Source organism: Agrobacterium sp. 22-226-1, assembly GCF_053522345.1.
On sequence record NZ_JBNWCP010000004.1, the window covers coordinates 241,624 to 264,592 of the forward strand.

The window sequence follows — 22,969 nt, forward strand, 5'->3', positions numbered from 1 at the left end:
GGGTACGCCCCACCGAATTTTGAAGATTATTCCCGTCAAGGGACAAGAATGGAGAGCCACTAATGGCAAAGAGCAAGTTTGAGCGCAATAAGCCGCACGTCAACATTGGCACGATCGGTCACGTTGACCATGGCAAGACGTCGCTGACGGCAGCGATCACGAAGTTCTTCGGCGAATTCAAGGCGTATGACCAGATCGACGCCGCGCCTGAAGAAAAGGCCCGTGGTATCACGATTTCGACGGCGCACGTTGAATACGAAACGCCTGCCCGTCACTACGCGCACGTCGACTGCCCCGGCCACGCCGACTACGTGAAGAACATGATCACCGGTGCTGCCCAGATGGACGGCGCGATCCTGGTTTGCTCGGCCGCCGACGGCCCGATGCCGCAGACCCGCGAGCACATCCTGCTTGCCCGTCAGGTTGGCGTTCCGGCGATCGTCGTGTTCCTCAACAAGGTCGACCAGGTTGACGACGCCGAGCTTCTCGAGCTCGTCGAGCTTGAAGTTCGCGAACTTCTGTCGTCCTACGACTTCCCGGGCGACGATATCCCGATCATCAAGGGTTCGGCACTTGCTGCTCTTGAAGATTCCGACAAGAAGATCGGTGAAGACGCGATCCGCGAGCTGATGGCTGCGGTTGACGCCTACATCCCGACGCCTGAGCGTCCGATCGACCAGCCGTTCCTGATGCCGATCGAAGACGTGTTCTCGATCTCCGGCCGTGGTACGGTTGTGACGGGTCGCGTTGAGCGCGGTATCGTCAAGGTTGGTGAAGAAGTCGAAATCGTCGGCATTCGTCCGACCTCGAAGACGACTGTTACCGGCGTTGAAATGTTCCGCAAGCTGCTCGACCAGGGCCAGGCCGGCGACAACATCGGCGCACTGGTTCGCGGTGTTAACCGTGACGGCGTCGAGCGTGGTCAGATCCTGTGCAAGCCGGGTTCTGTGAAGCCGCACAAGAAGTTCAAGGCTGAAGCCTACATCCTGACGAAGGAAGAAGGCGGCCGTCATACGCCGTTCTTCACGAACTACCGTCCGCAGTTCTACTTCCGCACGACGGACGTAACGGGCATCGTTACGCTTCCGGAAGGCACGGAAATGGTTATGCCTGGCGACAACGTGACCGTTGACGTCGAGCTGATCGTTCCGATCGCGATGGAAGAAAAGCTGCGCTTCGCTATCCGCGAAGGCGGCCGTACCGTCGGCGCCGGCATCGTGGCCTCGATCGTCGAGTAATTTCGACCTTTGAAATTCAGACTGGCGGCGGTGTGAACAACACCGCCGCCGGACTTTTGGTAAAAAGCCTGGCGGCGTTGCATTTTTAGTGCTTGAAAAATTCGGTGAAAGCGCGTAAACGCGCACTCACACTCACCGCTGGATTCGCAAGCGATTGCGAAACGCGGTGTTTTAGCAATACAGACAACTGAAATGATTGGGATGCGACAGCGCATTTCTCTCGATTTTTGAAAATCTGCGGCGCCACGATCAATAGAAGTTCATGTGTTTCCGCGTGCGGAAACGAATAACAAAGAACAAGGACAAGACGAATGAACGGCCAGAATATCCGTATCCGCCTCAAGGCGTTCGATCACCGGATCCTCGATGCCTCTACCCGTGAAATCGTGTCGACCGCAAAGCGCACCGGCGCCAGCGTTCGCGGCCCGGTTCCGCTCCCCACCCGCATCGAAAAGTTTACCGTCAACCGCTCTCCCCACGTTGATAAGAAGAGCCGTGAACAGTTCGAAATGCGGACGCACAAGCGTCTTCTCGATATCGTTGACCCCACCCCGCAGACTGTCGATGCTCTGATGAAGCTCGACCTCGCTGCTGGCGTTGACGTGGAAATCAAGCTCTAAGACCCGGCCCGATCCATCCAAGGTGAGGGCTGAAATAACAAGGAAGGTACGTGGAGCAATCCAACGACTTCCAAACCGGAGACCGGAAACATCGTGAGATGTCGAAGGGCACTCCTTAACAAAGGCCAGAGAGGGTTTTCCCTTCAAGGCTCGCAAGAGGATGAACCAATGCGTTCAGGTGTGATTGCACAGAAAGTGGGTATGACACGCGTCTATAACGACGCAGGTGAACATATCCCCGTAACAGTATTGCGACTGGATAACGTACAAGTCGTTGCCCAGCGCACGGAAGACAAGAATGGCTATACCGCAGTTCAGCTCGGTGCCGGCCAGTCCAAGGTCAAGAACACGACGAAGGCGCTTCGCGGTCACTTTGCCGCTGCCAATGTCGAACCGAAAGCCAAGCTCGTCGAGTTCCGGGTTTCCCCCGAGAACCTGATCGACATCGGTGCAACACTGACCGCAAATCATTTTCAGTCCGGCCAGCTGGTCGACGTCACTGGAACCACGATCGGTAAAGGTTTTGCCGGTGCTATGAAGCGTCACAACTTCGGTGGTGGCCGCGCTTCGCACGGTAACTCCGTATCGCACCGTGCACACGGTTCGACCGGTAACAACCAGGATCCGGGCCGCGTCTGGAAGGGCAAGCGCATGGCTGGTCATATGGGCCAGACGCGCGTTACGACCCAGAACCTCGAAGTCGTTTCGACCGATGAAGACCGTGGCCTCATCCTCGTGAAGGGTGCAGTTCCCGGCTCGAAGGGTTCCTGGATCATCGTCCGCGACGCCGTCAAGTCGGCTGCGAAGTAAGGGAGCCTTATCATGGAATTGAACGTCAAGACCCTCGAGGGAAAAGACGCCGGCAAGGTTTCTCTGTCGGATGAGATCTTCGGCCTCGACCCCCGCCAGGACATCCTGGCCCGCATGGTTCGCTGGCAGCTTGCAAAGAAGCAGCAGGGAACCCACAAGTCCAAGAACCGGTCGGAAGTTTCCCGCACCGGCGCGAAGATGTACAAGCAGAAGGGTACGGGCCGCGCTCGTCACCATTCGGCTCGCGCACCGCAGTTCCGCGGCGGCGGCAAGGCCCACGGCCCGGTCGTTCGCAGCCATGCACACGATCTTCCCAAGAAGGTTCGCGCGCTCGCTCTGCGTCACGCCCTGTCTGCAAAGCTGAAGGCTGAAGAACTGATCATCGTCGATCAGCTCGTCGCGTCCGAAGCAAAGACCAAGGCTCTGCTGGGCAGCTTCGCTTCGCTTGGCCTGACCAACGCTCTCGTTATCGGCGGCGCCGAACTTGATGGCAACTTCAAGCTCGCTGCTCAGAACATCCCGAACGTGGACGTTCTGCCGGTTCAGGGCATCAATGTTTACGACATCCTGCGCCGTGGCAAGCTGGTGCTTTCCAAGGCTGCTGTAGAGGCTCTGGAGGAGCGGTTCAAATGACGGATCTTCGCCACTACGATGTGATCGTATCTCCTTCGATCACGGAAAAGTCGACGCTGGTATCCGAACAGAACCAGGTCGTATTCAACGTCGCCAAGAACGCTTCCAAGCCTGAAATCAAGGCTGCCGTGGAAGCTCTCTTCGGCGTCAAAGTCACGGCTGTGAACACGCTTATCCGCAAGGGTAAGACCCGTCGTTTCCGTGGATTCGCCGGTAAGCTGAAGGACGTCAAGAAAGCCGTCGTCACGCTCGCCGAAGGTCAATCCATCGACGTGTCCACCGGACTCTAAAGGTTAGGCCCAAGCGGGCAAAGACCCAAAAGGGAACAAGAAAATGGCATTGAAAAGTTTCAATCCGACCACGCCGAGCCAGCGCCAGCTGGTTATCGTGGACCGCGCTTCGCTCTACAAGGGCAAGCCGGTAAAGGCTCTCACCCAGGGCCTCAGCTCCAAGGGTGGCCGTAACAACCAGGGCCGGATCACCGTCCGTTTCCAGGGTGGCGGTCACAAGCGGACCTACCGTCTGGTTGACTTCAAGCGTCGCAAGTTTGACGTTGAAGGCACCGTTGAACGTCTGGAATACGACCCCAACCGCACCGCGTTCATCGCGCTGGTGACGTATACCGACGGCGAACAGGCTTACATTCTCGCGCCACAGCGTCTCGCTGCCGGTGACAAGGTGATCGCCTCCGACAAGGCAGTGGACGTGAAGCCCGGCAACACCATGCCGCTTCAGTACATTCCGGTCGGTTCGATCATCCACAACGTCGAGATGAAGCCGGGCAAGGGCGGTCAGATCGCTCGCTCCGCCGGTACGTATGTCCAGCTCGTCGGCCGCGATGCCGGCATGGCCATCCTGCGTCTCAACTCGGGCGAACAGCGTCTGGTGCACGGCTCCTGCCTCGCATCGATCGGTGCTGTTTCGAACTCGGACCACGCCAACATCAACGACGGCAAGGCCGGTCGTTCCCGTTGGCGCGGCAAGCGTCCGCACGTTCGCGGCGTCGTCATGAACCCGGTCGACCACCCGCACGGTGGTGGTGAAGGTCGCACGTCGGGTGGTCGCCACCCGGTTACTCCGTGGGGCAAGCCCACGAAGGGCAAGCGCACCCGTTCGAACAAGTCGACCGACAAGTTCATCATGCGCTCGCGCCATCAGCGTAAGAAGTAAGAGAGGTAGTCACTAATGGCTCGTTCAGTATGGAAAGGTCCGTTTGTTGACGGCTATCTTCTCACTAAGGCTGAGAAGGTGCGCGAGAGCGGACGTAACGAAGTAATCAAGATCTGGAGCCGTCGCTCCACGATCCTGCCGCAGTTCGTTGGTCTGACCTTCGGCGTCTACAACGGCAGCAAGCATGTGCCCGTCTCCGTCAACGAAGACATGGTCGGACACAAGTTCGGTGAATTCTCTCCGACCCGTACCTACTACGGTCACGGCGCGGACAAGAAGGCAAAGAGGAAGTAATCATGGCGAAGGCTAAGACCGAACGCCGGCTGAAGGACAACGAGGCTCAGGCCGTTGCCCGTACGCTCCGCGTCAGCCCCCAGAAACTGAACCTGGTTGCCGCTCTTATCCGTGGCAAGAAGGTTGATCGCGCTCTCGCCGAGCTCGAATTCTCCCGCAAGCGCATTGCAGGCACCGTCAAGAAGACGCTGGAATCTGCAATTGCCAATGCGGAAAACAACCACGACCTCGACGTCGACGCTCTCGTCGTCGCCGAGGCCTATGTTGGCAAGTCCATCACCATGAAGCGTTTCCACGCTCGTGGCCGTGGTCGTGCTTCCCGCATCGAAAAGCCGTTCGCTCACCTCACGATCGTTGTTCGTGAAGTTGAGGAAAAAGGGGAGGCCGCATAATGGGTCAGAAAATCAATCCGATCGGCTTCCGCCTCGGCATCAACCGTACCTGGGATAGCCGCTGGTACGCTGACACCGCAGAATACGGCAAGCTGCTGCATGAAGACCTCAAGATCCGGGCTTACCTGATCAAGGAACTCAAGCAGGCCGGTATCGCCAAGGTCGTCATCGAGCGTCCGCACAAGAAGTGCCGCGTCACGATCCACTCGGCTCGTCCGGGTCTGATCATCGGCAAGAAGGGTGCGGACATCGAGAAGCTTCGCAAGAAGCTTTCCGAGATGACCAACTCCGAAACGCACCTCAACATCGTTGAAGTGCGCAAGCCGGAAATCGACGCGACGCTGGTTGCCCAGTCGATCGCTCAGCAGCTCGAGCGCCGCGTGGCTTTCCGCCGTGCGATGAAGCGTGCTGTTCAGTCCGCAATGCGTCTTGGCGCCGAAGGCATCAAGATCACCTGCGGCGGCCGTCTCGGCGGTGCAGAAATCGCTCGTACCGAATGGTACCGCGAAGGTCGCGTTCCGCTGCACACGCTGCGTGCGGACATCGACTACGGCACGGCTGAAGCTGAAACCGCATTCGGCATCTGCGGCATCAAGGTCTGGATCTTCAAGGGCGAAATCCTTGAGCATGATCCGATGGCTTCTGAGCGTCGCGGTCTCGAAGGCGACGCACAGGGCCCTGCAAGCCGTGAGCGTGGCGATCGTCCCGATCGTCGTCGCGAAAACGCTTGATTGACGCTGGCGAAAGATAAGCTCGGAGAAGTAAGAAAATGTTGCAGCCAAAGCGTACTAAGTACCGTAAGCAGTTCAAGGGACGCATCAAGGGCGTCGCCAAGGGCGGCTTTGACCTGGCATTCGGTGAATTCGGCTTGAAGTCGCAGGAACCGAACCGCGTGAATGCACGCGAGATCGAAGCGGCCCGCCGCGCGATCACGCGTTACATGAAGCGCGCAGGTCGCGTGTGGATCCGCGTATTCCCCGACGTTCCGGTTACGGCAAAGCCGACCGAAGTTCGTATGGGTAAGGGCAAGGGTTCGGTCGATTACTGGGCATGCAAGGTCAAGCCCGGTCGTATGATGTTCGAGATCGACGGTGTGTCCGAGGAGATCGCCCGTGAGGCGCTTCGTCTCGGCGCTGCCAAGCTCTCGGTCAAGACGCGCTTCGTACAGCGCATCGCAGAGTAAGGAGCAAGGCACATGAAAGCCGATGAAGTTCGCGGCCTCAGCGCCGACCAGCTCAAGGACAAGCTCGCCGATCTGAAGAAGGAGCAGTTCAACCTGCGCTTCCAGAAGGCAACTGGTCAGCTGGAGAAGTCCTCGCGCATCAACGAAGTCCGCAAGGATATCGCCCGCGTTAAAACCATTGCCCGCCAGAAGGCGGCAGAAGCCAAGGCCTAAGGAAGAATAATATGCCGAAACGCATTCTGCAGGGCGTCGTAGTGTCCGATAAGAACGAGAAGACTGTCGTAGTCCGGGTTGAGCGCCGATTCGCTCACCCGCTGCTTCAGAAGACCGTTCGTCGTTCGAAGAAGTACAAGGCACACGACGAAAACAATCAGTATAAGGTCGGCGATGTCGTTTCCATCGAGGAATGCGCACCGATCTCCAAGGACAAGCGCTGGACGGTCGTTTCCGCCCAGGCTTAATTTCATCAGAATCGCGCCAGGTGTCTTGCACTTGGCGCGAATTCCTGTATGAAGCACCGCAAGGACGCTCGTGAATCGAGCGTCTTTTGCTTTGATGCGCACGGAAGGTCCTTCGGGAAACCACCCTGTCACGACATTTCCGCGCAAAAAAAGAGATATTCATAAGCTGGGGCAGGGGGCTTGCTCGGGAGAGTTTGCCCAACCGTTCCGGTAACAACAAGAAGGCGACCTGACATGATTCAGATGCAAACAAACCTCGACGTGGCGGATAATTCCGGCGCACGTCGTGTCATGTGCATCAAGGTGCTGGGCGGCTCGAAGCGCAAATATGCTTCTGTTGGCGACATTATTGTCGTTTCCATCAAGGAAGCTATTCCGCGCGGCCGCGTCAAGAAGGGCGACGTGATGAAGGCGGTTGTCGTGCGCACCGCCAAGGACATCCGCCGCGCTGACGGCAGCGTCATCCGTTTCGATAACAACGCAGCCGTTCTTATCGACAACAAGAAAGAGCCCATCGGCACCCGTATCTTCGGACCGGTTCCGCGCGAACTTCGCGCCAAGAACCACATGAAGATCATCTCGCTGGCTCCGGAAGTACTGTAAGGAGCGAATGCGATGCAGAAGATTCGTAAAGGCGACAAGGTTGTCGTATTGACCGGTAAGGACAAGGGCCGTACCGGCGAAGTAATCCAGGTTTTGCCGAAGGAAGATCGGGCCGTTGTGCGTGGCGTTAACATGGTGAAGCGTCACCAGCGCCAGACCCAGGCCCAGGAAGCCGGCATCATCAACAAGGAAGCATCCTTGCACATCTCCAACATCGCCATCGTCGACAAGGATGGCAAGCCGACCCGCGTTGGCTTCTCGGTTGTGGATGGCAAGAAGGTCCGCGTGGCCAAGCGTTCGGGAGAAGTGATCGATGGCTGATAAGTACGAGCCGCGTCTCAAGACGGAATACGTTTCCCGTATCCGTGGCGCCATGCAGGAGAAGTTCTCCTACGCCAACGTGATGATGATCCCGAAGCTTGAAAAGATCGTGATCAACATGGGTGTTGGCGAGGCGACTGCCGACTCCAAGAAGCCCACCATCGCTGCCGGTGACCTGGCTGCGATTGCCGGCCAGAAGCCGGTGGTTACCCGCGCTCGCAACTCGATCGCAGGTTTCAAGGTTCGCGAAGGCATGCCGATCGGTGCGAAGGTTACCCTTCGTGGCGCCCGCATGTACGAATTCCTTGATCGTCTGGTCAACATCGCGCTTCCGCGCGTTCGCGACTTCCGGGGCCTGAACCCGAAGAGCTTTGACGGCCGTGGCAACTTCGCCATGGGCATCAAGGAACACATTGTGTTCCCTGAGATCAACTACGATAAGGTTGATCAGATGTGGGGCATGGACATCATCGTTTGCACGACGGCGACGTCGGACGACGAAGCTCGGGCTCTGCTGACAGAGTTCAACTTCCCGTTCCGTCACTAACCGTAACGACGAGCGTAGAAAAGGAACTCCGATATGGCGAAAACAAGCGCAGTTGAAAAGAACAAGCGCCGCCGCAAGTCGGTCGCCCAGCAGGCCGCCAAGCGCGCCGCACTGAAGGCGATCGTGATGAACCAGTCCCTTCCGATCGAAGACCGGTTCAAGGCCACTCTGAAGCTCGCTTCGCTGCCGCGTGACGGCTCGAAGACGCGTATCCGCAACCGCTGCGAAGTAACGGGCCGTCCGCGCGCGTTCTATCGCAAGCTCAAGATGTCGCGTATCGCGCTTCGTGAGCTGGGCAATTCCGGCAAGGTGCCGGGCATTGTCAAGTCGAGCTGGTAAGGAGACGGGCACATGACCATGACTGATCCTTTGGGTGATATGCTCACCCGCATCCGCAATGGTGCTGCTCGCCGCAAGTCTTCGGTAAGCACGCCGGCTTCCAGCCTCCGCGCACGCGTTCTCGACGTGCTGCAGGCTGAAGGCTACATTCGCGGTTATTCCAAGGTCGATTTCGAAAACGGCAAGTCCGAATTCACGATCGAGCTGAAGTACTACGAAGGCGCGTCCGTGATCCGTGAGATCGGCCGCGTTTCCAAGCCGGGCCGCCGGGTTTATGTCTCGGTAAAGTCCATTCCGCAGGTCGCGAACGGCCTCGGCATCACCATCCTTTCGACCCCGAAGGGCGTGATGGCCGATCACCAGGCTCGCGAACAGAACGTTGGTGGCGAGGTTCTTTGCTCGGTCTTCTAAGACCCGAGCAAGGATCTCCATAACGAACAGACAGGATTGAATAATGTCTCGTATCGGTAAAAAGCCCGTTCCGGTTCCAGCAGGTGTGACGGCCAATGTCGACGGCCAGAAGGTTACTGCTAAGGGCCCGAAGGGTGAACTGTTTTTCGTCGCTAACGACGACATTCAGCTGAAGCTCGAAGATAACGGCGTTTCCGTAACGCCGGCTAACGGCACCAAGGAAGCTCGTTCGAAGTGGGGCATGTCCCGCACGATGATCGAGAACATCTTCAAGGGTGTTAAGGACGGCTATGAGCGCAAGCTCGAAATCAACGGCGTCGGTTACCGTGCCGCCATGCAGGGCAAGAACCTGCAGCTGGCTCTCGGCTTCTCCCACGACGTTGTTTACGAGCCGCCGGTCGGCATCACCATTGCCGTTCCGAAGCCCACGGAAATCATCGTTTCCGGCATCAACAAGCAGCAGGTTGGCCAGGTAGCCGCGGAAATCCGCGAATACCGCGGTCCCGAGCCCTACAAGGGCAAGGGCGTGAAGTACGCTGAAGAGCGTATTGTCCGCAAAGAAGGCAAGAAGAAGTAAGGATCACGCGAAATGGCTAGCAGGAAAGAAGCACTTGCACGTCGCGCGAGCCGTGTGCGCCGCCAGATCAAGGCGGTTGCCAACGGCCGCCCGCGCCTGTCGGTTCATCGCTCGTCGAAGAACATCTACGCCCAGATCATCGATGACGTTGCTGGCAAGACGCTTGCGTCTGCCTCCACGCTCGAAGCCGATCTGCGCGGCTCGCTCAAGACCGGCGCCGACGTTGCAGCAGCAACTGTCGTAGGCAAGCTGGTTGCCGAGCGTGGCGTCAAGGCTGGCGTCAAGGATGTCGTATTCGACCGTGGCGCGTTCATCTACCACGGCCGCATCAAGGCCCTGGCAGACGCTGCCCGCGAAGGCGGCCTGAACTTCTGATTTTTTTCCGCCCGGACAACGATCCGGGCGGAATTTCACCGGACCATGCGGATCTCTTCATTGGGGCCGCTGGTCTTTTCGTTTGCCGTTCCACCCGCAAAAGAAAAAGGACAAGGACAATGGCACAGGATAAAAGAGGTTCCCGCGAAGAGCGTCAGAACCGCGAAGAGCGCGATAGCGAATTCGTCGACAAGCTGGTCGCGATCAATCGCGTTGCAAAGGTTGTTAAGGGTGGCCGTCGCTTCGGCTTCGCCGCTCTCGTCGTCGTTGGCGACCAGAAGGGCCGCGTTGGCTTCGGTCACGGCAAGGCTCGTGAAGTTCCGGAAGCGATCCGCAAGGCAACCGAAAGCGCAAAGCGCGATCTGATCTTCGTTCCGCTGCGCGATGGCCGCACGCTGCACCACGACGTCAATGGCCGTCACGGCGCAGGCAAGGTTCTGTTGCGTTCGGCCAAGGCCGGTACCGGTATCATCGCCGGTGGTCCGATGCGCGCCGTTTTCGAAACGCTCGGCGTTCATGACGTTGTTGCCAAGTCGACCGGTTCTTCGAACCCGTACAACATGGTTCGCGCTACGTTCGACGCTCTGAAGCATCAGGTTCATCCGAAGGACATCGCTGCACAGCGCGGTCTGAAGTATGCGACCCTTCAGGCTCGTCGTGCCGCTTCCGGCAACGCTTCTGAAGAATAAGGAGCTGGATCATGGCCAAGAAGACTACTGAAGCCAAGAAGACTGTTACGGTCGAACAGATCGGCAGCCCCATTCGCCGCCCGGCAATCCAGCGCCAGACGCTGATCGGCCTGGGTCTCAACAAGATGCATCGTCAGCGCACCCTGGAAGACACTCCGGCGGTTCGCGGCATGATCCGTGCGGTCCAGCATCTCGTTCGCGTCGTTGACGAGAAGTGAGACGGAGTAACCTATCATGAAACTCAATGAAATCAGAGACAACGAAGGCGCCTCCAAGGACCGTATCCGCGTAGGTCGCGGTATCGGTTCCGGCAAGGGCAAGACCGGCGGTCGCGGTGTGAAGGGCCAGAAGGCTCGTTCGGGCGTCGCCATCAACGGTTTCGAAGGCGGTCAGATGCCCATCTACCGTCGTCTGCCGAAGCGCGGTTTCAACAACATCTTCGCTTCCGAATATGTTGTCGTATCGCTCGGCCGCATTCAGACCGCCATCGACGCCAAGAAGCTTGACGCTTCCGCAACGATCGATGCCGCTGCCCTCAAGGCTGCCGGCGTTGTCCGCCGCGCCAAGGACGGCGTACGCATTCTCGCCGACGGCGAGCTGAAGGCCAAGGTCGCTTTCGAAGTTGCCGGCGCTTCCAAGCCCGCAATCGAAAAGATCGAAAAGGCTGGCGGTTCGATCAAGCTTCTCGCAGTTGCAGCAGAAGCCGCCGAGTAATATATAGACTTCAGACGCCCGGGGCTCGTCGCTCCGGGCGTTTGCGCTCCCTGGCCTATGGTGCTTTCGATCTAAATCGATTTATAGAGCATCAGGGCAATCTCTTCGCGGTGTGCTTCCACGGCCCCGCTTGCGGCAGAAAGTGCTGCAGGGAGAGCCTCACAGTTCTTGAACTTCCGTAGGGGAGGGGATAGGACATAAAAAACAGGGTGAGGCATGATGGCGGCTGAGAGCCGCATTTGTCCGAAGCCCGGTTTTGACCAGTATCTTTTAGACCTTTCCGCATCGGCCGGTTGCGCTGGCTGGCAAGGGTCATTCGGAGAAATTTATGGCTTCAGCAGCGGAACAACTGGCTTCGAACCTGAATTTTTCGACCTTCGCTAAGGCGGAGGATCTGAAAAAGCGTCTCTGGTTTACTCTTGCCGCACTTCTCGTCTACCGTCTCGGCACCCACATTCCGCTTCCGGGCCTGAACCCCGAAGCCTATGCGCAGGCCTTCCGTGGCCAGGCCAACGGTATTCTCGGTCTTTTCAACATGTTTGCGGGTGGCGCCGTCGAGCGCATGGCGATTTTCGCGCTCGGCATCATGCCTTACATCTCCGCTTCGATCATCGTGCAGCTCATGACCTCGGTCGTGCCCTCGCTCGAAGCGTTGAAGAAGGAAGGCGAAGCCGGCCGCAAGATCATCAACCAGTATACGCGCTACGGCACGGTGCTGCTCGGCACGCTGCAGGCTTATGGCATTGCGGTCGGCCTCGAAAGCGGCAACGGCCTCGTGGTCGATCCAGGCTGGTTTTTCCGCATTTCCACCGTCATCACGCTGCTCGGCGGCACGATGTTCCTGATGTGGCTGGGTGAGCAGATCACCTCGCGCGGTATCGGCAACGGTATTTCGCTGATCATCTTCGCGGGCATCGCCGCAGGCCTGCCCAAAGCGCTGGCCGGCACACTGGAACTCGGCCGTACCGGTGCGCTTTCCACCCCGCTCATCCTGACGGTCGTTGTGGTCGCCATCGGCGTCATCGCGCTCATCGTCTTCGTGGAGCGCGCGCAGCGCCGCCTGTTGATCCAATATCCGAAGCGACAGGTCGGCAATCGCATGTTCCAGGGCGATACCTCGCATCTGCCGCTGAAGCTCAATACGGCCGGCGTCATTCCCGCGATCTTCGCATCGTCGCTGCTGCTCCTGCCGGCAACGGCTGCGGGTTTTGCCGGAAACACCAACCTGCCGGGCTGGGCAACCTCGATCATCGCGTCGCTGCAGCACGGACAGCCGCTGTTCATGGCGCTCTACGGCCTGCTGATCGCGTTCTTCGCATTTTTCTATACGGCGATCGTCTTCAATCCGAAGGACACCGCAGATAACCTCAAGAAGCATGGTGGCTTCATTCCGGGCATCCGTCCGGGCGAGCGCACCGCGGAGTACATCGATTACGTCCTGACCCGTATCACCGTGGTCGGCGCGATTTATCTTGTCTTCGTCTGTATCCTTCCTGAGACACTTATCGCACGCACGGGCATTCCATTAGCCCTTGGTGGTACTTCGCTTTTGATCGTTGTCAGTGTAACTCTGGATACGGTTGCGCAAATTCAGGGCCACCTGATCGCGCAGCAGTATGAAGGGCTGATCAAGAAGTCGAAGTTGCGTGGAGGAAAGAGGGGACGATGAGACTGATATTTTTGGGTCCGCCGGGTGCGGGCAAGGGAACCCAGGCCAAGCGGCTGACGGACAAGTACGGGATCCCGCAGCTTTCCACCGGTGACATGCTTCGCGCTGCGGTCAGCGCGGGCACCGAAATCGGCAAACGCGCCAAGGCCGTCATGGACGCCGGCGGGCTTGTTTCCGATGATATCGTCAATCAGATCGTTTCCGAGCGCATCGAAGCACCGGACTGTGCCAAGGGCTTTATTCTCGACGGCTATCCGCGCACCGTTCCGCAGGCCAAGGCGCTTGCCGAGAACATGCGCAAGAAGAATTTGGTCCTTGATGCCGTCATCGAACTCAAGGTGGACGAAGAGGCGTTGATTCGCCGAATCGAAAACCGCGTGGCTGAAACCATTGCCGCCGGCGGTACGGTTCGCTCGGATGACAATCCGGAAGCGTTCCGCAAGCGCCTGACGGAATATCGCGAGAAGACCGCGCCGCTGTCTGCCTATTACAGCGAACAGGGTGAGCTCGTGACGCTGGATGGCATGGCTGACGTCGATGCTGTCACCGAGGCTATCGAGCGCGTTCTCGAGAAAGCCTCCGCCTGATCGACGGAGCGGATGGGCGAGGCTGTTGCGCTCTTGCCCATATCTCACCTCCGCATGGCGGCTGATCCTTTGGATCGTAAAAGAATCTTGGCGGAGCCGGTTGCTTTTTTGCGCTGATTCCGTTAAACACCGCGCCAACTCGCGACATCCCAAGCGACTGGCGCGGATTTCCCTAAGGGAAGGGAGATCCGGGTTCGGTCGTTTTGACTTGTCACGGACACCAATTTGAACTGGCGGTCTTGTCGGCCGCTCGAATGGAATCACCACTTGCCGGATGGCAACTGGAACCAAGGAGAAAAGACGTGGCACGTATCGCTGGCGTCAACATCCCGACCGCGAAGCGCGTTGTTATTGCGCTGACCTACATTCACGGGATTGGTCCGAAATTCGCGCAGGAAATCATGGACAAGGTCGGTCTTCCGGCTGACAAGCGCGTTCATCAGCTGACGGATGCTGAAGTTCTTCAGATCCGCGAAGCCATCGACCGCGACTATCAGGTCGAAGGCGACCTGCGTCGTGAGACCTCGATGAACATCAAGCGTCTGATGGACCTCGGTTGCTACCGCGGCCTGCGTCACCGTCGTGGCCTTCCGGTCCGCGGTCAGCGCACGCACACCAACGCCCGCACCCGCAAGGGTCCGGCGAAGGCTATCGCTGGTAAGAAGAAGTAATTTTCCGGTTCTCCGGAAAGGGGAGGCTGGTGCAGTCCGCGCCAGCCTTTCTGAGTTTGGCGTGAAGCTCCGATGGGGTTGATCGCCGGTGTAGCCGCTGGTGTTACGGCGGTGAAGAGATCAATGAAAGGTATAAAATGGCCAAGGAAGCCGCACGCGTTCGCCGTCGCGAACGTAAAAATATCACGTCGGGCGTCGCGCATGTCAACTCGACCTTCAACAACACGATGATCACCATCACCGACGCACAGGGCAATGCCATTGCCTGGTCGTCTGCCGGTGCCAAGGGCTTCAAGGGTTCGCGTAAGTCGACCCCGTTTGCTGCCCAGATCGCTGCTGAAGATTGCGCGAAGAAGGCTCAGGAACACGGCATGAAGTCGCTTGAAGTTGAAGTTTGCGGTCCGGGTTCCGGCCGTGAATCGGCACTTCGCGCCCTGCAGGCTGCCGGTTTCATGATCACCTCCATTCGCGACGTGACGCCGATCCCGCACAACGGTTGCCGTCCGCGCAAGAAGCGCCGCGTCTGACGCGACCGTAGTTCGGAAATTCCGCCTTACCTCAGGTCTGGCGGAATTTTCGTGTATCTGGCGTGTGCGCGTCGATTTCGATCGACGGACTTGCGCTCAAGAACCCACTGATGAACCACTGAATTAGGTTCCTCTCGGTGTTTTCATGCTCGGTCCGTCACGATTGGATGGTGGCGGCGAACGGAAGGTTTAAAGATGATTCAGAAGAACTGGCAGGAACTTATCAAGCCGAACAAGGTCGAGTTCACCTCGTCCAGCCGCACCAAGGCAACGCTGGTTGCCGAGCCGCTGGAGCGTGGTTTCGGTCTTACCCTCGGCAACGCGCTGCGTCGCGTTCTGTTGTCTTCTCTGCGTGGCGCCGCTGTTACGGCCGTGCAGATCGACGGTGTCCTGCACGAATTCTCCTCCATCCCCGGCGTTCGGGAAGATGTGACGGATATCGTGCTCAACATCAAGGAAATCGCCATCAAGATGGACGGCGATGATTCCAAGCGCATGGTCGTGCGCAAGCAGGGTCCGGGCGCCGTGACCGCTGGTGACATCCAGACGGTTGGCGATATCGAGATCCTGAACCCCGACCACGTGATCTGCACGCTGGACGATGGCGCTGAAATCCGCATGGAATTCACCGTCAACAACGGCAAGGGTTACGTACCGGCTGAGCGCAACCGCGCGGAAGATGCCCCGATTGGCCTCATTCCGGTGGACAGCCTCTATTCTCCGGTCAAGAAAGTGTCCTACAAGGTGGAAAACACCCGTGAAGGTCAGGTTCTCGACTATGACAAGCTGATCATGACGATCGAGACCAACGGTTCGGTTTCCGGCGAAGACGCCGTTGCCTTCGCCGCTCGCATTCTTCAGGATCAGCTCGGCGTCTTCGTCAACTTCGACGAGCCGCAGAAGGAAGCAGAAGAAGAATCGGTTACCGAACTTGCGTTCAACCCGGCGCTTCTCAAGAAGGTCGACGAGCTCGAACTGTCCGTTCGTTCGGCAAACTGCCTGAAGAACGACAACATCGTTTACATCGGCGACCTGATCCAGAAGACCGAAGCCGAAATGCTTCGCACGCCGAACTTCGGTCGCAAGTCGCTGAACGAAATCAAGGAAGTTCTCGCTTCCATGGGTCTGCACCTCGGCATGGAAGTGCCTGCATGGCCGCCTGAGAACATCGAAGATCTCGCAAAGCGTTACGAAGACCAGTACTAACAAACAAGAAGGCAGACCTCAAAGACTGCCTTTCCCCGTCAAACAGCAGATAAGTCATCTGCATGTGCCAGGAAACGGCAGGCCTTAGAGAAGGAACCTGCGTAGAAGGAGAATAGCAATGCGCCACGGTAATTCAGGCCGCAAGCTCAATAGAACCGCCAGCCACCGCAAGGCAATGTTTGCCAACATGGCTGCTTCGCTCATCACCCATGAGCAGATCGTAACCACGCTTCCGAAGGCGAAGGAAATTCGCCCGATCGTTGAGAAGCTCGTCACCCTCGGCAAGCGCGGCGACCTGCACGCTCGTCGTCAGGCGATCTCGCAGATCAAGGATCAGGACGCCGTTCGCAAGCTGTTCGACGCGATCGCAGCCCGCTACGCAAACCGCAACGGCGGCTACCTGCGTATCATGAAGGCCGGCTTCCGCCAGGGCGACAATGCCGCTCTCGCCGTCATCGAATTCGTCGAGCGCGACGTTGACGCCAAGGGCGCAGCCGACAAGGCTCGCGTTGCCGCTGAAGCTGCTGCTGCCGAAGCTGCATAAGGTTTGACGCCGTTCAGGCGTCATGAGTTAAAAAAGCCGGGCGAGAGATTGCCCGGCTTTTTTTGTTGCTTCACTTTCCGGATTTAAGGCTGTCGACCCGGCAAGTAGCGACTGATTTGACAAATAAGGTCAACAAGTGTGGCCATCAGAACAATGCGGTCCGAAACATGATGCGCGAGCCAGAGCCTTTGCAGGTCTTCTTCTTTAACGTCATTGTTCTCAATGCGCTCAACAAGCCCTGATAACGCCTGCCGATGAGCACTGTTCAAGGCGCGGGCAATTCGAGCAGGGTCGAAAGCTGCGCCAGTTGCCATTGTGTTGAATATTTCGGAGAGAGCCGCTTGACCGGAAATGGAGATTTCAGGGCGGTGGGCAGTTCGGAGGTTTTGATCGGTCGGCTTCATGATCGTGATGGGCGTTGCAGAGAGTTCCTGTCAGCGCGTCTCCCCCGCTTCCCTGCCATGATCGATGGCCGTACCAGCCGATACCCCAGCAATACCACCATCGTGCTGATATAAAACACCGGCTCCAGCGTGATCGACTTTCGCGCCAGCACGAAATGCAGCACGCCGACGATGAGCACGAGATAGACGAGCTTATGCAGCGTGTTCCAGCGGCTGCCGAGTTTGCGGATCGACCAGCGGTTGGAGGTGAGCGCCAGCGGTATGAGCATGAGAAGCCCGGCCATGCCGAGCATGATATAGGGGCGCTTCAGAATATCGCCGGCGATGGAACCGAGGATCAGGCCGCGATCCAGCACCAGATAGACGGTGAAATGGGCTAATACGTAATAGAAGGCGGTCAGCCCCAGCGCGCGGCGATAGGCGATGAGGTTGATGTTGAAGAGATCGCGCAGCGGCGTCACCAGAAGCCCGAGGCACAGAAAGCGCAGCGCCCAGATGCCGAGCAGGTGCTCGAAATCCTTGACCGGATTGAAGCCGAGGCCGCCGGTTGCGGCGAGATAAAAATACCAGACACCCGGACAGAGACCGATTACATAAAGCGACCAGATGGCCGCCGGCTGGTAACGCTTCGGCAGTGAGGGAAGAGGCAGGGCGAAGGCCATGGTCAATAATTCGCTTTCAGATCCATGCCGGCATAGAGGCTTGCCACCTCGTCATAACCGTTGAACATCAGGGTAGGGCGGTTCTGGGTGCCAAAGAAGCCGCCTTCGCCGATGCGCTGTTCCGTCGCCTGGCTCCAGCGCGGATGGTCGACATTCGGGTTGACGTTGGAATAGAAGCCATATTCGCGGGCGTTGGAGTTTTTCCACGTCGTTTCCGGTTGTTTCTCGACCAGCGAAATGCGGACGATGGATTTGATGCCCTTGAAACCGTATTTCCATGGCACGACGAGACGGATCGGTGCACCGTTCTGGTTGGGCAGGGTCTCTCCATAAAGGCCGACGGCGAGAATGGTGAGCGGATGGCGCGCTTCATCGAGGCGAAGCCCCTCGACATAGGGCCAGGAGAGAGGCTGGAAGAGGCCGCTTTGCCCTGGCATTTCATCTGGCCGCACCACGGTTTCGAAAGCGACATATTTCGCGCTGCCAAGCGGTTCCACCTTGTCGAGAAGAGTGGCGAGTGGGAAGCCGATCCACGGAATAACCATCGACCAGCCCTCGACACAGCGCATGCGGTAAGTGCGCTCTTCGAGAGGATATTTCATCAGGTCTTCGATGCCGAATTCCTGCGGTTTGGAGACGAGGCCATCCACCTTCACCGTCCAGGGGGTAGGCTTGAACTTGCCGGAATTTTCCTTCGGGTCGGATTTTCCGACACCGAATTCGTAGAAATTATTATAGCTGGTGACAGCATCGAGCGGGGTGAGCTTCTCGTCCAGCTTGTAGGCGCCGGGCTTTGCGGAAAGCGGCGCGGCAACAGCCTCGCGCCCAGCCAGCCCGATTGCCGCCAGCCCCGCCGCCGTGCCGAGGAAGCCACGTCTGGACAGGTAGATATTCTTCGGCGTGATTTCATTTGCCGAGATGAGGGGCGGGCGATAGGCGGGCATTGGAACCTCCACAAAAGCCGGGTGCATCGGCGATAAATCGATTATGATAGCCAATACGGCCGCTGCACAGATATGTTTCAGCGCTCTGCGGAAAAACAACGGTGGGGCGGCGGAAATCGCGCATTTGTGATGAAGGCGCGGCCCGATAGCACGATGAAGAGAAAGCGTACCGTACCGAACCGTACTGTTTTGCCCCAAGGTGACAGTGACAGGGCTTGCGGTTTGCGCTAGAAAAACCGCAAAATAGGGCAGAGGCCGTTTTGACCATGCAGCGGAAGACGCGTCTTCGCCCAAGAGATTGAGGAAAACACCATGCCAGCCTATCGCTCCAGAACGACAACCCACGGCCGCAACATGGCGGGCGCGCGCGGCCTTTGGCGCGCCACCGGTATGAAGGACAGCGATTTCGGCAAGCCGATCATCGCGGTGGTCAATTCCTTCACGCAGTTCGTGCCGGGCCATGTGCATCTGAAGGATCTCGGCCAGCTCGTTGCCCGCGAAATCGAGGCGGCCGGCGGTGTGGCCAAGGAATTCAACACCATCGCGGTCGATGACGGTATCGCCATGGGCCATGACGGCATGCTCTATTCGCTGCCGTCGCGCGAGATCATCGCGGATTCGGTGGAATATATGGTCAATGCCCATTGCGCCGATGCAATGGTGTGCATTTCCAACTGCGACAAGATCACCCCCGGCATGCTGAATGCGGCGATGCGCCTCAACATCCCCGCAGTCTTCGTTTCCGGCGGTCCGATGGAGGCCGGCAAGGTCGTCCTGCACGGTAAGACGGTGGCGCTCGATCTGGTCGACGCCATGGTTGCAGCTGCAGACGACAAGATTTCCGACGAGGATGTGAAGGTCATCGAGCGTTCGGCCTGCCCGACCTGCGGTTCCTGTTCCGGCATGTTCACGGCCAATTCCATGAACTGTCTGACCGAGGCGCTGGGTCTGTCGCTGCCCGGCAACGGTTCGACGCTTGCCACCCATTCCGATCGCAAGCGGCTGTTCGTCGAAGCCGGTCACCTTATCGTCGATCTGGCGCGCCGTTATTATGAGCAGGAGGACGAAACCGTCCTGCCGCGCACCATCGCCAACAAGGCGGCGTTCGAAAACGCCATGTCGCTGGATATCGCCATGGGCGGTTCCACCAACACGGTGCTGCATATTCTGGCGGCGGCGCATGAGGGCGGCGTCGATTTCGGCATGGAAGACATCGACCGTCTTTCCCGCAAGGTTCCCTGCCTTTCCAAGGTCGCGCCCGCCAAGCAGGACGTGCATATGGAAGACGTTCACCGCGCCGGCGGCATCATGCGTATTCTCGGCGAGCTGGAACGCGGTGGGCTCATCAATCGCGATACCTATACCGTTCATGAGGCGACGCTGGGCGACGCCATCGACCGCTGGGACATCACCCGCACCAACAGCGAGACGGTGCGCCAGTTCTTCAAGGCCGCCCCCGGCGGCGTGCCGACGCAGGTGGCCTTCAGCCAGTCCTCGCGCTGGGACGATCTGGATACGGACGGCGAAAACGGCGTCATCCGCTCGGTCGAGAAGCCTTTCTCCAAGGATGGCGGTCTGGCCGTGCTTTACGGCAACATCGCGCTCGACGGCTGCATCGTGAAGACGGCGGGCGTCGATGAATCCATCCTGAAATTCACCGGCCCGGCAGTGGTTTACGAAAGTCAGGATGCGGCCGTGAAGGGCATTCTCGGCAACGAGGTCAAGGCGGGCGACGTCGTCGTCATCCGTTACGAAGGGCCGAAGGGCGGGCCGGGCATGCAGGAAATGCTCTATCCGACCAGCTATCTGAAATCCAAGGGCCTCGGCAAAGCCTGCGCGCTGATTACCGACGGTCGTTTTTCGGGCGGCACCTCCGGCCTTTCCATCGGTCACGCCTCGCCGGAAGCGGCGCAGGGCGGCGCCATCGGCCTCGTGCGCCAGGGCGACCTGATCGAGATCGACATTCCGAACCGCACCATCAACCTGAAGGTCACCGATGCGGAGTTGGCTTCGCGCCGTGCCGAGCAGGAAGAACTGGGCTGGAAGCCGGAAGCGCCACGCAAGCGCAATGTCACCACGGCGCTGAAGGCCTATGCGGCCTTTGCCTCGAGCGCTGACAAGGGCGCGGTGCGCATTCTGCCGGAGTAATTTCCGGATTTGCGGGATGATAAAAAGCCGCCGTTGATAAGCGGCGGCTTTTTTGTGCCGTTTATTCTTTATCGAGCCGATAAGGGCGAAGCGGCACGATTTTTCCCCGTTGCCGGCAAAAGGCATTCGCACGGCCGGTCGCAACAAAGCCCAGCTTGTAGACGGTGCGACGCCCTGTTGTCGAACAGCGGATTGGCATGCAGGGTTCTGATGCCCATGTGCTGAAAGGCATAATCGATGACGAGGCGTCCGGCTTCTTCTCCATAGCCCTTTCCCCAGACACGGCGATCAAGCCAAAGGCCGAATTCGCCTGAAAGGCCGATGAGACCGACCAGCCTGCCATCATCCACCGCCCATACCGGCAGCCGACGCTCAGCAATGCGCCTGATCAGATGCCGTGCATCATCGGGTTCGAAAGGATAGGCCGTGCGCAGCAGATTGCGCAAAATGAGCGGATCGTTCGTCAACCGGGCGAGTGGCGACGAGTCCGTTATTTTAAAAGGCCGCAGGTCAAGGCGTGATGATTTCAGTTGCGGCATCGTTTCCCGTCTTTTGCATTTGCGGCAGGGCAATAGTCCTCAAGATCAGAAACTGATTCAAGCGCTTTGCATCTCGATTCCGGAATGCAGGCCAACGCCCTGTTTTCATAGAGATTTCGCGAGACCATTGAATTTGGGGTGTGGAAATACGGTGCTTGAAATAAGGTCACATTGGAGTGATTGGCGGCGTTTCCTCTTTTCATCGCCGTATGGCTTCCTAGCTCAGTGACATGAAAAGACGAACCGCACTCGCCCTTATCGCTTCCCTGCCTTTCGCCCCGCTTGCCCGCGCGCAAAGCACCGGCAGTGGCATCCGTTTCGATCCGTTGCTGCGGGAGGCGGATGCGCTTTCCAGCCTCAAGGCGGTCATTGTCAGCATCGATGGCGAAGAGGTCGCGAGCCGCGCCTATCACGGCGCCGGTTTGAACGGCTCCACCAATATCAAGTCGGCCTCGAAATCGATCATCTCGGCGCTGGTGGGCATGGCCATTGATCGCAAGATTCTCGAAGGCGCCGACCAGCCGATCGCGACCGTTCTGCGCGGCGATTTTCCGCAAAATCCCGATCCCCGGCTGGAACGGATCACCATCGGCAACCTGCTGTCGATGCAATCCGGGCTGGAGCGCATGTCGGGGCCGAATTACGGCCGCTGGGTCGCCAGCCGCAACTGGGTGCGGATGGCGCTGGGTTCCGGTTTTGCCGGAGAACCGGGCGGCGGCATGCTTTATTCCACCGGCTCCACCCATCTGCTCTCGGCGATCCTGACAAAAGCGTCCGGCCGTTCGACGCTGTCGCTTGCGCGCGACTGGTTCCGACCGCTCGAAGGATTTTCCATCGGCGGCTGGGAGCGCGATCCGCAGGGCATCTATCTCGGCGGCAACCAGATGGCGATGACGGCGCGGTCTTTGCTGGCCTTCGGTGAGCTTTACCGCCTGGGCGGTGTGACACCCGGCGGTGAGCGGTTGATTTCTCAGGGCTGGATCGAGCAATCGTGGCGGCAACGTACCAATTCCGTCTTCAACGGCGACGGCTATGGCTATTGCTGGTTCATCAAGGAGATGGCAGGCGAGACGGTCTATTATGCCTGGGGTTATGGCGGCCAGATGCTCTATATCGTACCCGCCAGACGGCTATCGGTCGTGATGACCTCTCGCGAGGACGCACCTTCCGCCCGAACCGGTTATCGTGACCAGTTACATGGCCTTATGGAAAACATCATCCGGGCGGTGTGAGGAGGTCAGAGCGGCCGGTTGATGCTCTGGAACGCCTCTCCGAGACGTTTCATGCGTTCCTCGTAAGCGCCGGTAAGGCAGGCAACGTCCGCTGCGCATTCCTGGCGTTTCTTCAGCCACTGGCTCTGCTCGTCGCGCAGCGTGTCGCGTGCGCCCATGGCCATAAGCTGGGTGAGGATGTCGAAGGTGGTGGCCATCTTCACATCCTGATCGTTCAGCATGCGGTTGTCGCAGATCGCCTTTTCATCCGCGGCCAGATCGGTCTTTGCGCAATCGAAGCTCGCCGCGTTGGCCAGAGAAATGAAGGAGGGGGCAAGCAGGATGCCGCAGGCAAGGAGGATCGGTTTCAGATGCATGGGTCGTCTCTTTTTAAGGACAGTCAGGTGCCGGTGAAACCGAAAAGGGGCGCTGTTGGTTCCAATGTCGCCCACCGATCCATGCCTGGAAAAGGACGGCCAT

At 58.6% G+C, this 22,969-nt stretch carries 35 protein-coding genes; 30 read left to right on the forward strand and 5 right to left on the reverse strand.

Features of this window, described 5'->3' with window-relative positions:
• Positions 1–62 precede the first annotated feature (62 nt).
• From tuf to rplQ, 28 genes are all read left to right on the forward strand, one after another.
• Entirely contained in the window at positions 63–1,238 is a 1,176-nt protein-coding gene (gene tuf / locus ACQZ5K_RS09205) for an elongation factor Tu (protein WP_003525183.1), read from the forward strand.
• 311 nt (positions 1,239–1,549) lie between these two features.
• Positions 1,550–1,858: a 30S ribosomal protein S10 gene (gene rpsJ / locus ACQZ5K_RS09210; protein WP_003507767.1), complete on the forward strand. Its 309-nt coding sequence runs from the start codon at positions 1,550–1,552 to the stop codon at positions 1,856–1,858.
• A gap of 168 nt (positions 1,859–2,026) precedes the next feature.
• Positions 2,027–2,668: a 50S ribosomal protein L3 gene (gene rplC / locus ACQZ5K_RS09215; protein ID WP_003507769.1), complete on the forward strand. Its 642-nt coding sequence runs from the start codon at positions 2,027–2,029 to the stop codon at positions 2,666–2,668.
• Positions 2,669–2,680: 12 nt separating this feature from the next.
• Entirely contained in the window at positions 2,681–3,301 is a 621-nt protein-coding gene (rplD, locus tag ACQZ5K_RS09220) for a 50S ribosomal protein L4 (RefSeq protein WP_003495173.1), read from the forward strand.
• The gene (locus ACQZ5K_RS09225) at positions 3,298–3,591 is read left to right on the forward strand and encodes a 50S ribosomal protein L23 (RefSeq protein ID WP_003521003.1); all 294 of its coding nucleotides are present in this window, start codon (positions 3,298–3,300) and stop codon (positions 3,589–3,591) included. Before rplD ends, ACQZ5K_RS09225 begins: the two co-directional genes overlap by 4 nt.
• A gap of 43 nt (positions 3,592–3,634) precedes the next feature.
• On the forward strand, positions 3,635–4,471 hold the full coding sequence (gene rplB, locus ACQZ5K_RS09230) for a 50S ribosomal protein L2 (protein ID WP_003521004.1): 837 nt from the start codon (positions 3,635–3,637) through the stop codon (positions 4,469–4,471).
• A gap of 15 nt (positions 4,472–4,486) precedes the next feature.
• Positions 4,487–4,765, forward strand: a complete 279-nt coding sequence (rpsS, locus tag ACQZ5K_RS09235; protein WP_003507772.1) for a 30S ribosomal protein S19 — start codon at positions 4,487–4,489, stop codon at positions 4,763–4,765.
• A gap of 2 nt (positions 4,766–4,767) precedes the next feature.
• Positions 4,768–5,157 (forward strand): 50S ribosomal protein L22, encoded by a 390-nt coding sequence (gene rplV, locus ACQZ5K_RS09240; protein ID WP_003521005.1) that lies wholly within the window; start codon positions 4,768–4,770, stop codon positions 5,155–5,157.
• Positions 5,157–5,888, forward strand: coding sequence for a 30S ribosomal protein S3 (rpsC, locus tag ACQZ5K_RS09245; protein WP_003495188.1), 732 nt, complete (start codon positions 5,157–5,159; stop codon positions 5,886–5,888). The genes rplV and rpsC overlap by 1 nt, the downstream gene beginning before the upstream one ends.
• Positions 5,889–5,926: 38 nt before the next feature.
• Positions 5,927–6,340 carry a 50S ribosomal protein L16 gene (gene rplP / locus ACQZ5K_RS09250; RefSeq protein ID WP_003495190.1) on the forward strand — a complete coding sequence of 138 codons (414 nt, stop codon included), beginning with the start codon at positions 5,927–5,929 and terminating at the stop codon, positions 6,338–6,340.
• 12 nt (positions 6,341–6,352) lie between these two features.
• Positions 6,353–6,553 (forward strand): 50S ribosomal protein L29, encoded by a 201-nt coding sequence (rpmC, locus tag ACQZ5K_RS09255; RefSeq protein WP_003495193.1) that lies wholly within the window; start codon positions 6,353–6,355, stop codon positions 6,551–6,553.
• Between the two features lie 11 nt (positions 6,554–6,564).
• Entirely contained in the window at positions 6,565–6,801 is a 237-nt protein-coding gene (gene rpsQ / locus ACQZ5K_RS09260; protein ID WP_003495195.1) for a 30S ribosomal protein S17, read from the forward strand.
• 234 nt (positions 6,802–7,035) lie between these two features.
• On the forward strand, positions 7,036–7,404 hold the full coding sequence (rplN, locus tag ACQZ5K_RS09265) for a 50S ribosomal protein L14 (protein ID WP_003495199.1): 369 nt from the start codon (positions 7,036–7,038) through the stop codon (positions 7,402–7,404).
• 12 nt (positions 7,405–7,416) lie between these two features.
• The gene (rplX, locus tag ACQZ5K_RS09270; RefSeq protein ID WP_003521006.1) at positions 7,417–7,725 is read left to right on the forward strand and encodes a 50S ribosomal protein L24; all 309 of its coding nucleotides are present in this window, start codon (positions 7,417–7,419) and stop codon (positions 7,723–7,725) included.
• Positions 7,718–8,272: a 50S ribosomal protein L5 gene (rplE, locus tag ACQZ5K_RS09275; RefSeq protein ID WP_003495201.1), complete on the forward strand. Its 555-nt coding sequence runs from the start codon at positions 7,718–7,720 to the stop codon at positions 8,270–8,272. Before rplX ends, rplE begins: the two co-directional genes overlap by 8 nt.
• 33 nt (positions 8,273–8,305) lie before the next feature.
• Positions 8,306–8,611, forward strand: a complete 306-nt coding sequence (gene rpsN / locus ACQZ5K_RS09280; protein ID WP_003507785.1) for a 30S ribosomal protein S14 — start codon at positions 8,306–8,308, stop codon at positions 8,609–8,611.
• A 12-nt stretch (positions 8,612–8,623) separates the two neighbouring features.
• The gene (gene rpsH / locus ACQZ5K_RS09285; RefSeq protein WP_003521007.1) at positions 8,624–9,022 is read left to right on the forward strand and encodes a 30S ribosomal protein S8; all 399 of its coding nucleotides are present in this window, start codon (positions 8,624–8,626) and stop codon (positions 9,020–9,022) included.
• A gap of 43 nt (positions 9,023–9,065) precedes the next feature.
• Positions 9,066–9,599: a 50S ribosomal protein L6 gene (gene rplF, locus ACQZ5K_RS09290; protein ID WP_003495204.1), complete on the forward strand. Its 534-nt coding sequence runs from the start codon at positions 9,066–9,068 to the stop codon at positions 9,597–9,599.
• Positions 9,600–9,611: 12 nt separating this feature from the next.
• Positions 9,612–9,974, forward strand: a complete 363-nt coding sequence (gene rplR, locus ACQZ5K_RS09295; RefSeq protein WP_003521008.1) for a 50S ribosomal protein L18 — start codon at positions 9,612–9,614, stop codon at positions 9,972–9,974.
• A gap of 119 nt (positions 9,975–10,093) precedes the next feature.
• On the forward strand, positions 10,094–10,663 hold the full coding sequence (gene rpsE, locus ACQZ5K_RS09300) for a 30S ribosomal protein S5 (protein ID WP_004442585.1): 570 nt from the start codon (positions 10,094–10,096) through the stop codon (positions 10,661–10,663).
• A gap of 11 nt (positions 10,664–10,674) precedes the next feature.
• Positions 10,675–10,881: a 50S ribosomal protein L30 gene (gene rpmD, locus ACQZ5K_RS09305; protein WP_020812287.1), complete on the forward strand. Its 207-nt coding sequence runs from the start codon at positions 10,675–10,677 to the stop codon at positions 10,879–10,881.
• Between the two features lie 16 nt (positions 10,882–10,897).
• Positions 10,898–11,377, forward strand: coding sequence for a 50S ribosomal protein L15 (rplO, locus tag ACQZ5K_RS09310; RefSeq protein ID WP_448740195.1), 480 nt, complete (start codon positions 10,898–10,900; stop codon positions 11,375–11,377).
• Between the two features lie 328 nt (positions 11,378–11,705).
• The gene (gene secY / locus ACQZ5K_RS09315) at positions 11,706–13,046 is read left to right on the forward strand and encodes a preprotein translocase subunit SecY (protein ID WP_003521010.1); all 1,341 of its coding nucleotides are present in this window, start codon (positions 11,706–11,708) and stop codon (positions 13,044–13,046) included.
• Entirely contained in the window at positions 13,043–13,633 is a 591-nt protein-coding gene (locus tag ACQZ5K_RS09320) for an adenylate kinase (protein WP_003521011.1), read from the forward strand. Before secY ends, ACQZ5K_RS09320 begins: the two co-directional genes overlap by 4 nt.
• Positions 13,634–13,935: 302 nt before the next feature.
• A complete protein-coding gene (gene rpsM, locus ACQZ5K_RS09325) occupies positions 13,936–14,304 on the forward strand; it encodes a 30S ribosomal protein S13 (RefSeq protein ID WP_003516122.1) in 369 nt (122 codons plus the stop codon).
• 137 nt (positions 14,305–14,441) lie between these two features.
• Positions 14,442–14,831, forward strand: coding sequence for a 30S ribosomal protein S11 (rpsK, locus tag ACQZ5K_RS09330; RefSeq protein WP_003495225.1), 390 nt, complete (start codon positions 14,442–14,444; stop codon positions 14,829–14,831).
• A gap of 195 nt (positions 14,832–15,026) precedes the next feature.
• A complete protein-coding gene (locus ACQZ5K_RS09335) occupies positions 15,027–16,037 on the forward strand; it encodes a DNA-directed RNA polymerase subunit alpha (protein WP_003495228.1) in 1,011 nt (336 codons plus the stop codon).
• Between the two features lie 118 nt (positions 16,038–16,155).
• Positions 16,156–16,581 carry a 50S ribosomal protein L17 gene (gene rplQ / locus ACQZ5K_RS09340; RefSeq protein WP_003521014.1) on the forward strand — a complete coding sequence of 142 codons (426 nt, stop codon included), beginning with the start codon at positions 16,156–16,158 and terminating at the stop codon, positions 16,579–16,581.
• Positions 16,582–16,664: 83 nt separating this feature from the next.
• Here the strand turns inward: rplQ and ACQZ5K_RS09345 are convergent, their stop codons facing one another.
• The 3 genes from ACQZ5K_RS09345 to msrP are packed head-to-tail and all read right to left on the reverse strand — an operon-like array spanning position 16,665 to position 18,591.
• Positions 16,665–16,985 carry a hypothetical protein gene (locus ACQZ5K_RS09345; protein WP_448740196.1) on the reverse strand — a complete coding sequence of 107 codons (321 nt, stop codon included), beginning with the start codon at positions 16,983–16,985 and terminating at the stop codon, positions 16,665–16,667.
• A complete protein-coding gene (gene msrQ, locus ACQZ5K_RS09350; RefSeq protein ID WP_448740197.1) occupies positions 16,982–17,647 on the reverse strand; it encodes a protein-methionine-sulfoxide reductase heme-binding subunit MsrQ in 666 nt (221 codons plus the stop codon). Before msrQ ends, ACQZ5K_RS09345 begins: the two co-directional genes overlap by 4 nt.
• A gap of 2 nt (positions 17,648–17,649) precedes the next feature.
• Positions 17,650–18,591: a protein-methionine-sulfoxide reductase catalytic subunit MsrP gene (gene msrP / locus ACQZ5K_RS09355; RefSeq protein WP_196378719.1), complete on the reverse strand. Its 942-nt coding sequence runs from the start codon at positions 18,589–18,591 to the stop codon at positions 17,650–17,652.
• A 312-nt stretch (positions 18,592–18,903) separates the two neighbouring features.
• Here msrP and ilvD point away from each other — a divergent pair, with 312 nt between their 5' ends.
• A complete protein-coding gene (gene ilvD, locus ACQZ5K_RS09360; RefSeq protein ID WP_003521018.1) occupies positions 18,904–20,739 on the forward strand; it encodes a dihydroxy-acid dehydratase in 1,836 nt (611 codons plus the stop codon).
• A 68-nt stretch (positions 20,740–20,807) separates the two neighbouring features.
• Here the strand turns inward: ilvD and ACQZ5K_RS09365 are convergent, their stop codons facing one another.
• A complete protein-coding gene (locus ACQZ5K_RS09365; RefSeq protein ID WP_448740198.1) occupies positions 20,808–21,278 on the reverse strand; it encodes a GNAT family N-acetyltransferase in 471 nt (156 codons plus the stop codon).
• 230 nt (positions 21,279–21,508) lie between these two features.
• On the opposite strand from ACQZ5K_RS09365, the gene ACQZ5K_RS09370 reads away from it, so the two are divergent.
• Positions 21,509–22,510, forward strand: a complete 1,002-nt coding sequence (locus tag ACQZ5K_RS09370) for a serine hydrolase domain-containing protein (protein ID WP_448740199.1) — start codon at positions 21,509–21,511, stop codon at positions 22,508–22,510.
• Positions 22,511–22,515: 5 nt separating this feature from the next.
• On the opposite strand, the gene ACQZ5K_RS09375 is transcribed toward ACQZ5K_RS09370, so the two are convergent.
• Complete coding sequence (locus ACQZ5K_RS09375; RefSeq protein ID WP_448740200.1) at positions 22,516–22,866, reverse strand: lysozyme inhibitor LprI family protein; 351 nt, start codon at positions 22,864–22,866, stop codon at positions 22,516–22,518.
• Between the last annotated feature and the right edge of the window lie 103 nt (positions 22,867–22,969).

What these genes read in the sequence shown, in the direction of transcription:
- rplX (WP_003521006.1), top strand. Translation starts at nt 7,417, where the DNA reads ATGCAGAAGATTCGTAAAGGCGACAAGGTTGTCGTATTGACCGGTAAG.
- rpsS (WP_003507772.1), top strand. Translation starts at nt 4,487, where the DNA reads ATGGCTCGTTCAGTATGGAAAGGTCCGTTTGTTGACGGCTATCTTCTC.
- rpsN (WP_003507785.1), top strand. Translation starts at nt 8,306, where the DNA reads ATGGCGAAAACAAGCGCAGTTGAAAAGAACAAGCGCCGCCGCAAGTCG.
- rpmD (WP_020812287.1), top strand. Translation starts at nt 10,675, where the DNA reads ATGGCCAAGAAGACTACTGAAGCCAAGAAGACTGTTACGGTCGAACAG.
- rplF (WP_003495204.1), top strand. Translation starts at nt 9,066, where the DNA reads ATGTCTCGTATCGGTAAAAAGCCCGTTCCGGTTCCAGCAGGTGTGACG.
- rplE (WP_003495201.1), top strand. Translation starts at nt 7,718, where the DNA reads ATGGCTGATAAGTACGAGCCGCGTCTCAAGACGGAATACGTTTCCCGT.
- rplD (WP_003495173.1), top strand. Translation starts at nt 2,681, where the DNA reads ATGGAATTGAACGTCAAGACCCTCGAGGGAAAAGACGCCGGCAAGGTT.
- secY (WP_003521010.1), top strand. Translation starts at nt 11,706, where the DNA reads ATGGCTTCAGCAGCGGAACAACTGGCTTCGAACCTGAATTTTTCGACC.
- ACQZ5K_RS09225 (WP_003521003.1), top strand. Translation starts at nt 3,298, where the DNA reads ATGACGGATCTTCGCCACTACGATGTGATCGTATCTCCTTCGATCACG.
- ACQZ5K_RS09335 (WP_003495228.1), top strand. Translation starts at nt 15,027, where the DNA reads ATGATTCAGAAGAACTGGCAGGAACTTATCAAGCCGAACAAGGTCGAG.
- rplP (WP_003495190.1), top strand. Translation starts at nt 5,927, where the DNA reads ATGTTGCAGCCAAAGCGTACTAAGTACCGTAAGCAGTTCAAGGGACGC.
- rplR (WP_003521008.1), top strand. Translation starts at nt 9,612, where the DNA reads ATGGCTAGCAGGAAAGAAGCACTTGCACGTCGCGCGAGCCGTGTGCGC.
- rpsC (WP_003495188.1), top strand. Translation starts at nt 5,157, where the DNA reads ATGGGTCAGAAAATCAATCCGATCGGCTTCCGCCTCGGCATCAACCGT.
- rpsJ (WP_003507767.1), top strand. Translation starts at nt 1,550, where the DNA reads ATGAACGGCCAGAATATCCGTATCCGCCTCAAGGCGTTCGATCACCGG.
- rpsE (WP_004442585.1), top strand. Translation starts at nt 10,094, where the DNA reads ATGGCACAGGATAAAAGAGGTTCCCGCGAAGAGCGTCAGAACCGCGAA.
- ACQZ5K_RS09365 (WP_448740198.1), bottom strand. Translation starts at nt 21,278, where the DNA reads ATGCCGCAACTGAAATCATCACGCCTTGACCTGCGGCCTTTTAAAATA.
- rplO (WP_448740195.1), top strand. Translation starts at nt 10,898, where the DNA reads ATGAAACTCAATGAAATCAGAGACAACGAAGGCGCCTCCAAGGACCGT.
- ACQZ5K_RS09375 (WP_448740200.1), bottom strand. Translation starts at nt 22,866, where the DNA reads ATGCATCTGAAACCGATCCTCCTTGCCTGCGGCATCCTGCTTGCCCCC.
- msrP (WP_196378719.1), bottom strand. Translation starts at nt 18,591, where the DNA reads ATGCCCGCCTATCGCCCGCCCCTCATCTCGGCAAATGAAATCACGCCG.
- rpmC (WP_003495193.1), top strand. Translation starts at nt 6,353, where the DNA reads ATGAAAGCCGATGAAGTTCGCGGCCTCAGCGCCGACCAGCTCAAGGAC.
- rplC (WP_003507769.1), top strand. Translation starts at nt 2,027, where the DNA reads ATGCGTTCAGGTGTGATTGCACAGAAAGTGGGTATGACACGCGTCTAT.
- ACQZ5K_RS09370 (WP_448740199.1), top strand. Translation starts at nt 21,509, where the DNA reads ATGAAAAGACGAACCGCACTCGCCCTTATCGCTTCCCTGCCTTTCGCC.
- rpsK (WP_003495225.1), top strand. Translation starts at nt 14,442, where the DNA reads ATGGCCAAGGAAGCCGCACGCGTTCGCCGTCGCGAACGTAAAAATATC.
- rplN (WP_003495199.1), top strand. Translation starts at nt 7,036, where the DNA reads ATGATTCAGATGCAAACAAACCTCGACGTGGCGGATAATTCCGGCGCA.
- tuf (WP_003525183.1), top strand. Translation starts at nt 63, where the DNA reads ATGGCAAAGAGCAAGTTTGAGCGCAATAAGCCGCACGTCAACATTGGC.
- ACQZ5K_RS09320 (WP_003521011.1), top strand. Translation starts at nt 13,043, where the DNA reads ATGAGACTGATATTTTTGGGTCCGCCGGGTGCGGGCAAGGGAACCCAG.
- rpsQ (WP_003495195.1), top strand. Translation starts at nt 6,565, where the DNA reads ATGCCGAAACGCATTCTGCAGGGCGTCGTAGTGTCCGATAAGAACGAG.
- ACQZ5K_RS09345 (WP_448740196.1), bottom strand. Translation starts at nt 16,985, where the DNA reads ATGAAGCCGACCGATCAAAACCTCCGAACTGCCCACCGCCCTGAAATC.
- rplV (WP_003521005.1), top strand. Translation starts at nt 4,768, where the DNA reads ATGGCGAAGGCTAAGACCGAACGCCGGCTGAAGGACAACGAGGCTCAG.
- rplB (WP_003521004.1), top strand. Translation starts at nt 3,635, where the DNA reads ATGGCATTGAAAAGTTTCAATCCGACCACGCCGAGCCAGCGCCAGCTG.
- ilvD (WP_003521018.1), top strand. Translation starts at nt 18,904, where the DNA reads ATGCCAGCCTATCGCTCCAGAACGACAACCCACGGCCGCAACATGGCG.
- rplQ (WP_003521014.1), top strand. Translation starts at nt 16,156, where the DNA reads ATGCGCCACGGTAATTCAGGCCGCAAGCTCAATAGAACCGCCAGCCAC.
- rpsH (WP_003521007.1), top strand. Translation starts at nt 8,624, where the DNA reads ATGACCATGACTGATCCTTTGGGTGATATGCTCACCCGCATCCGCAAT.
- msrQ (WP_448740197.1), bottom strand. Translation starts at nt 17,647, where the DNA reads ATGGCCTTCGCCCTGCCTCTTCCCTCACTGCCGAAGCGTTACCAGCCG.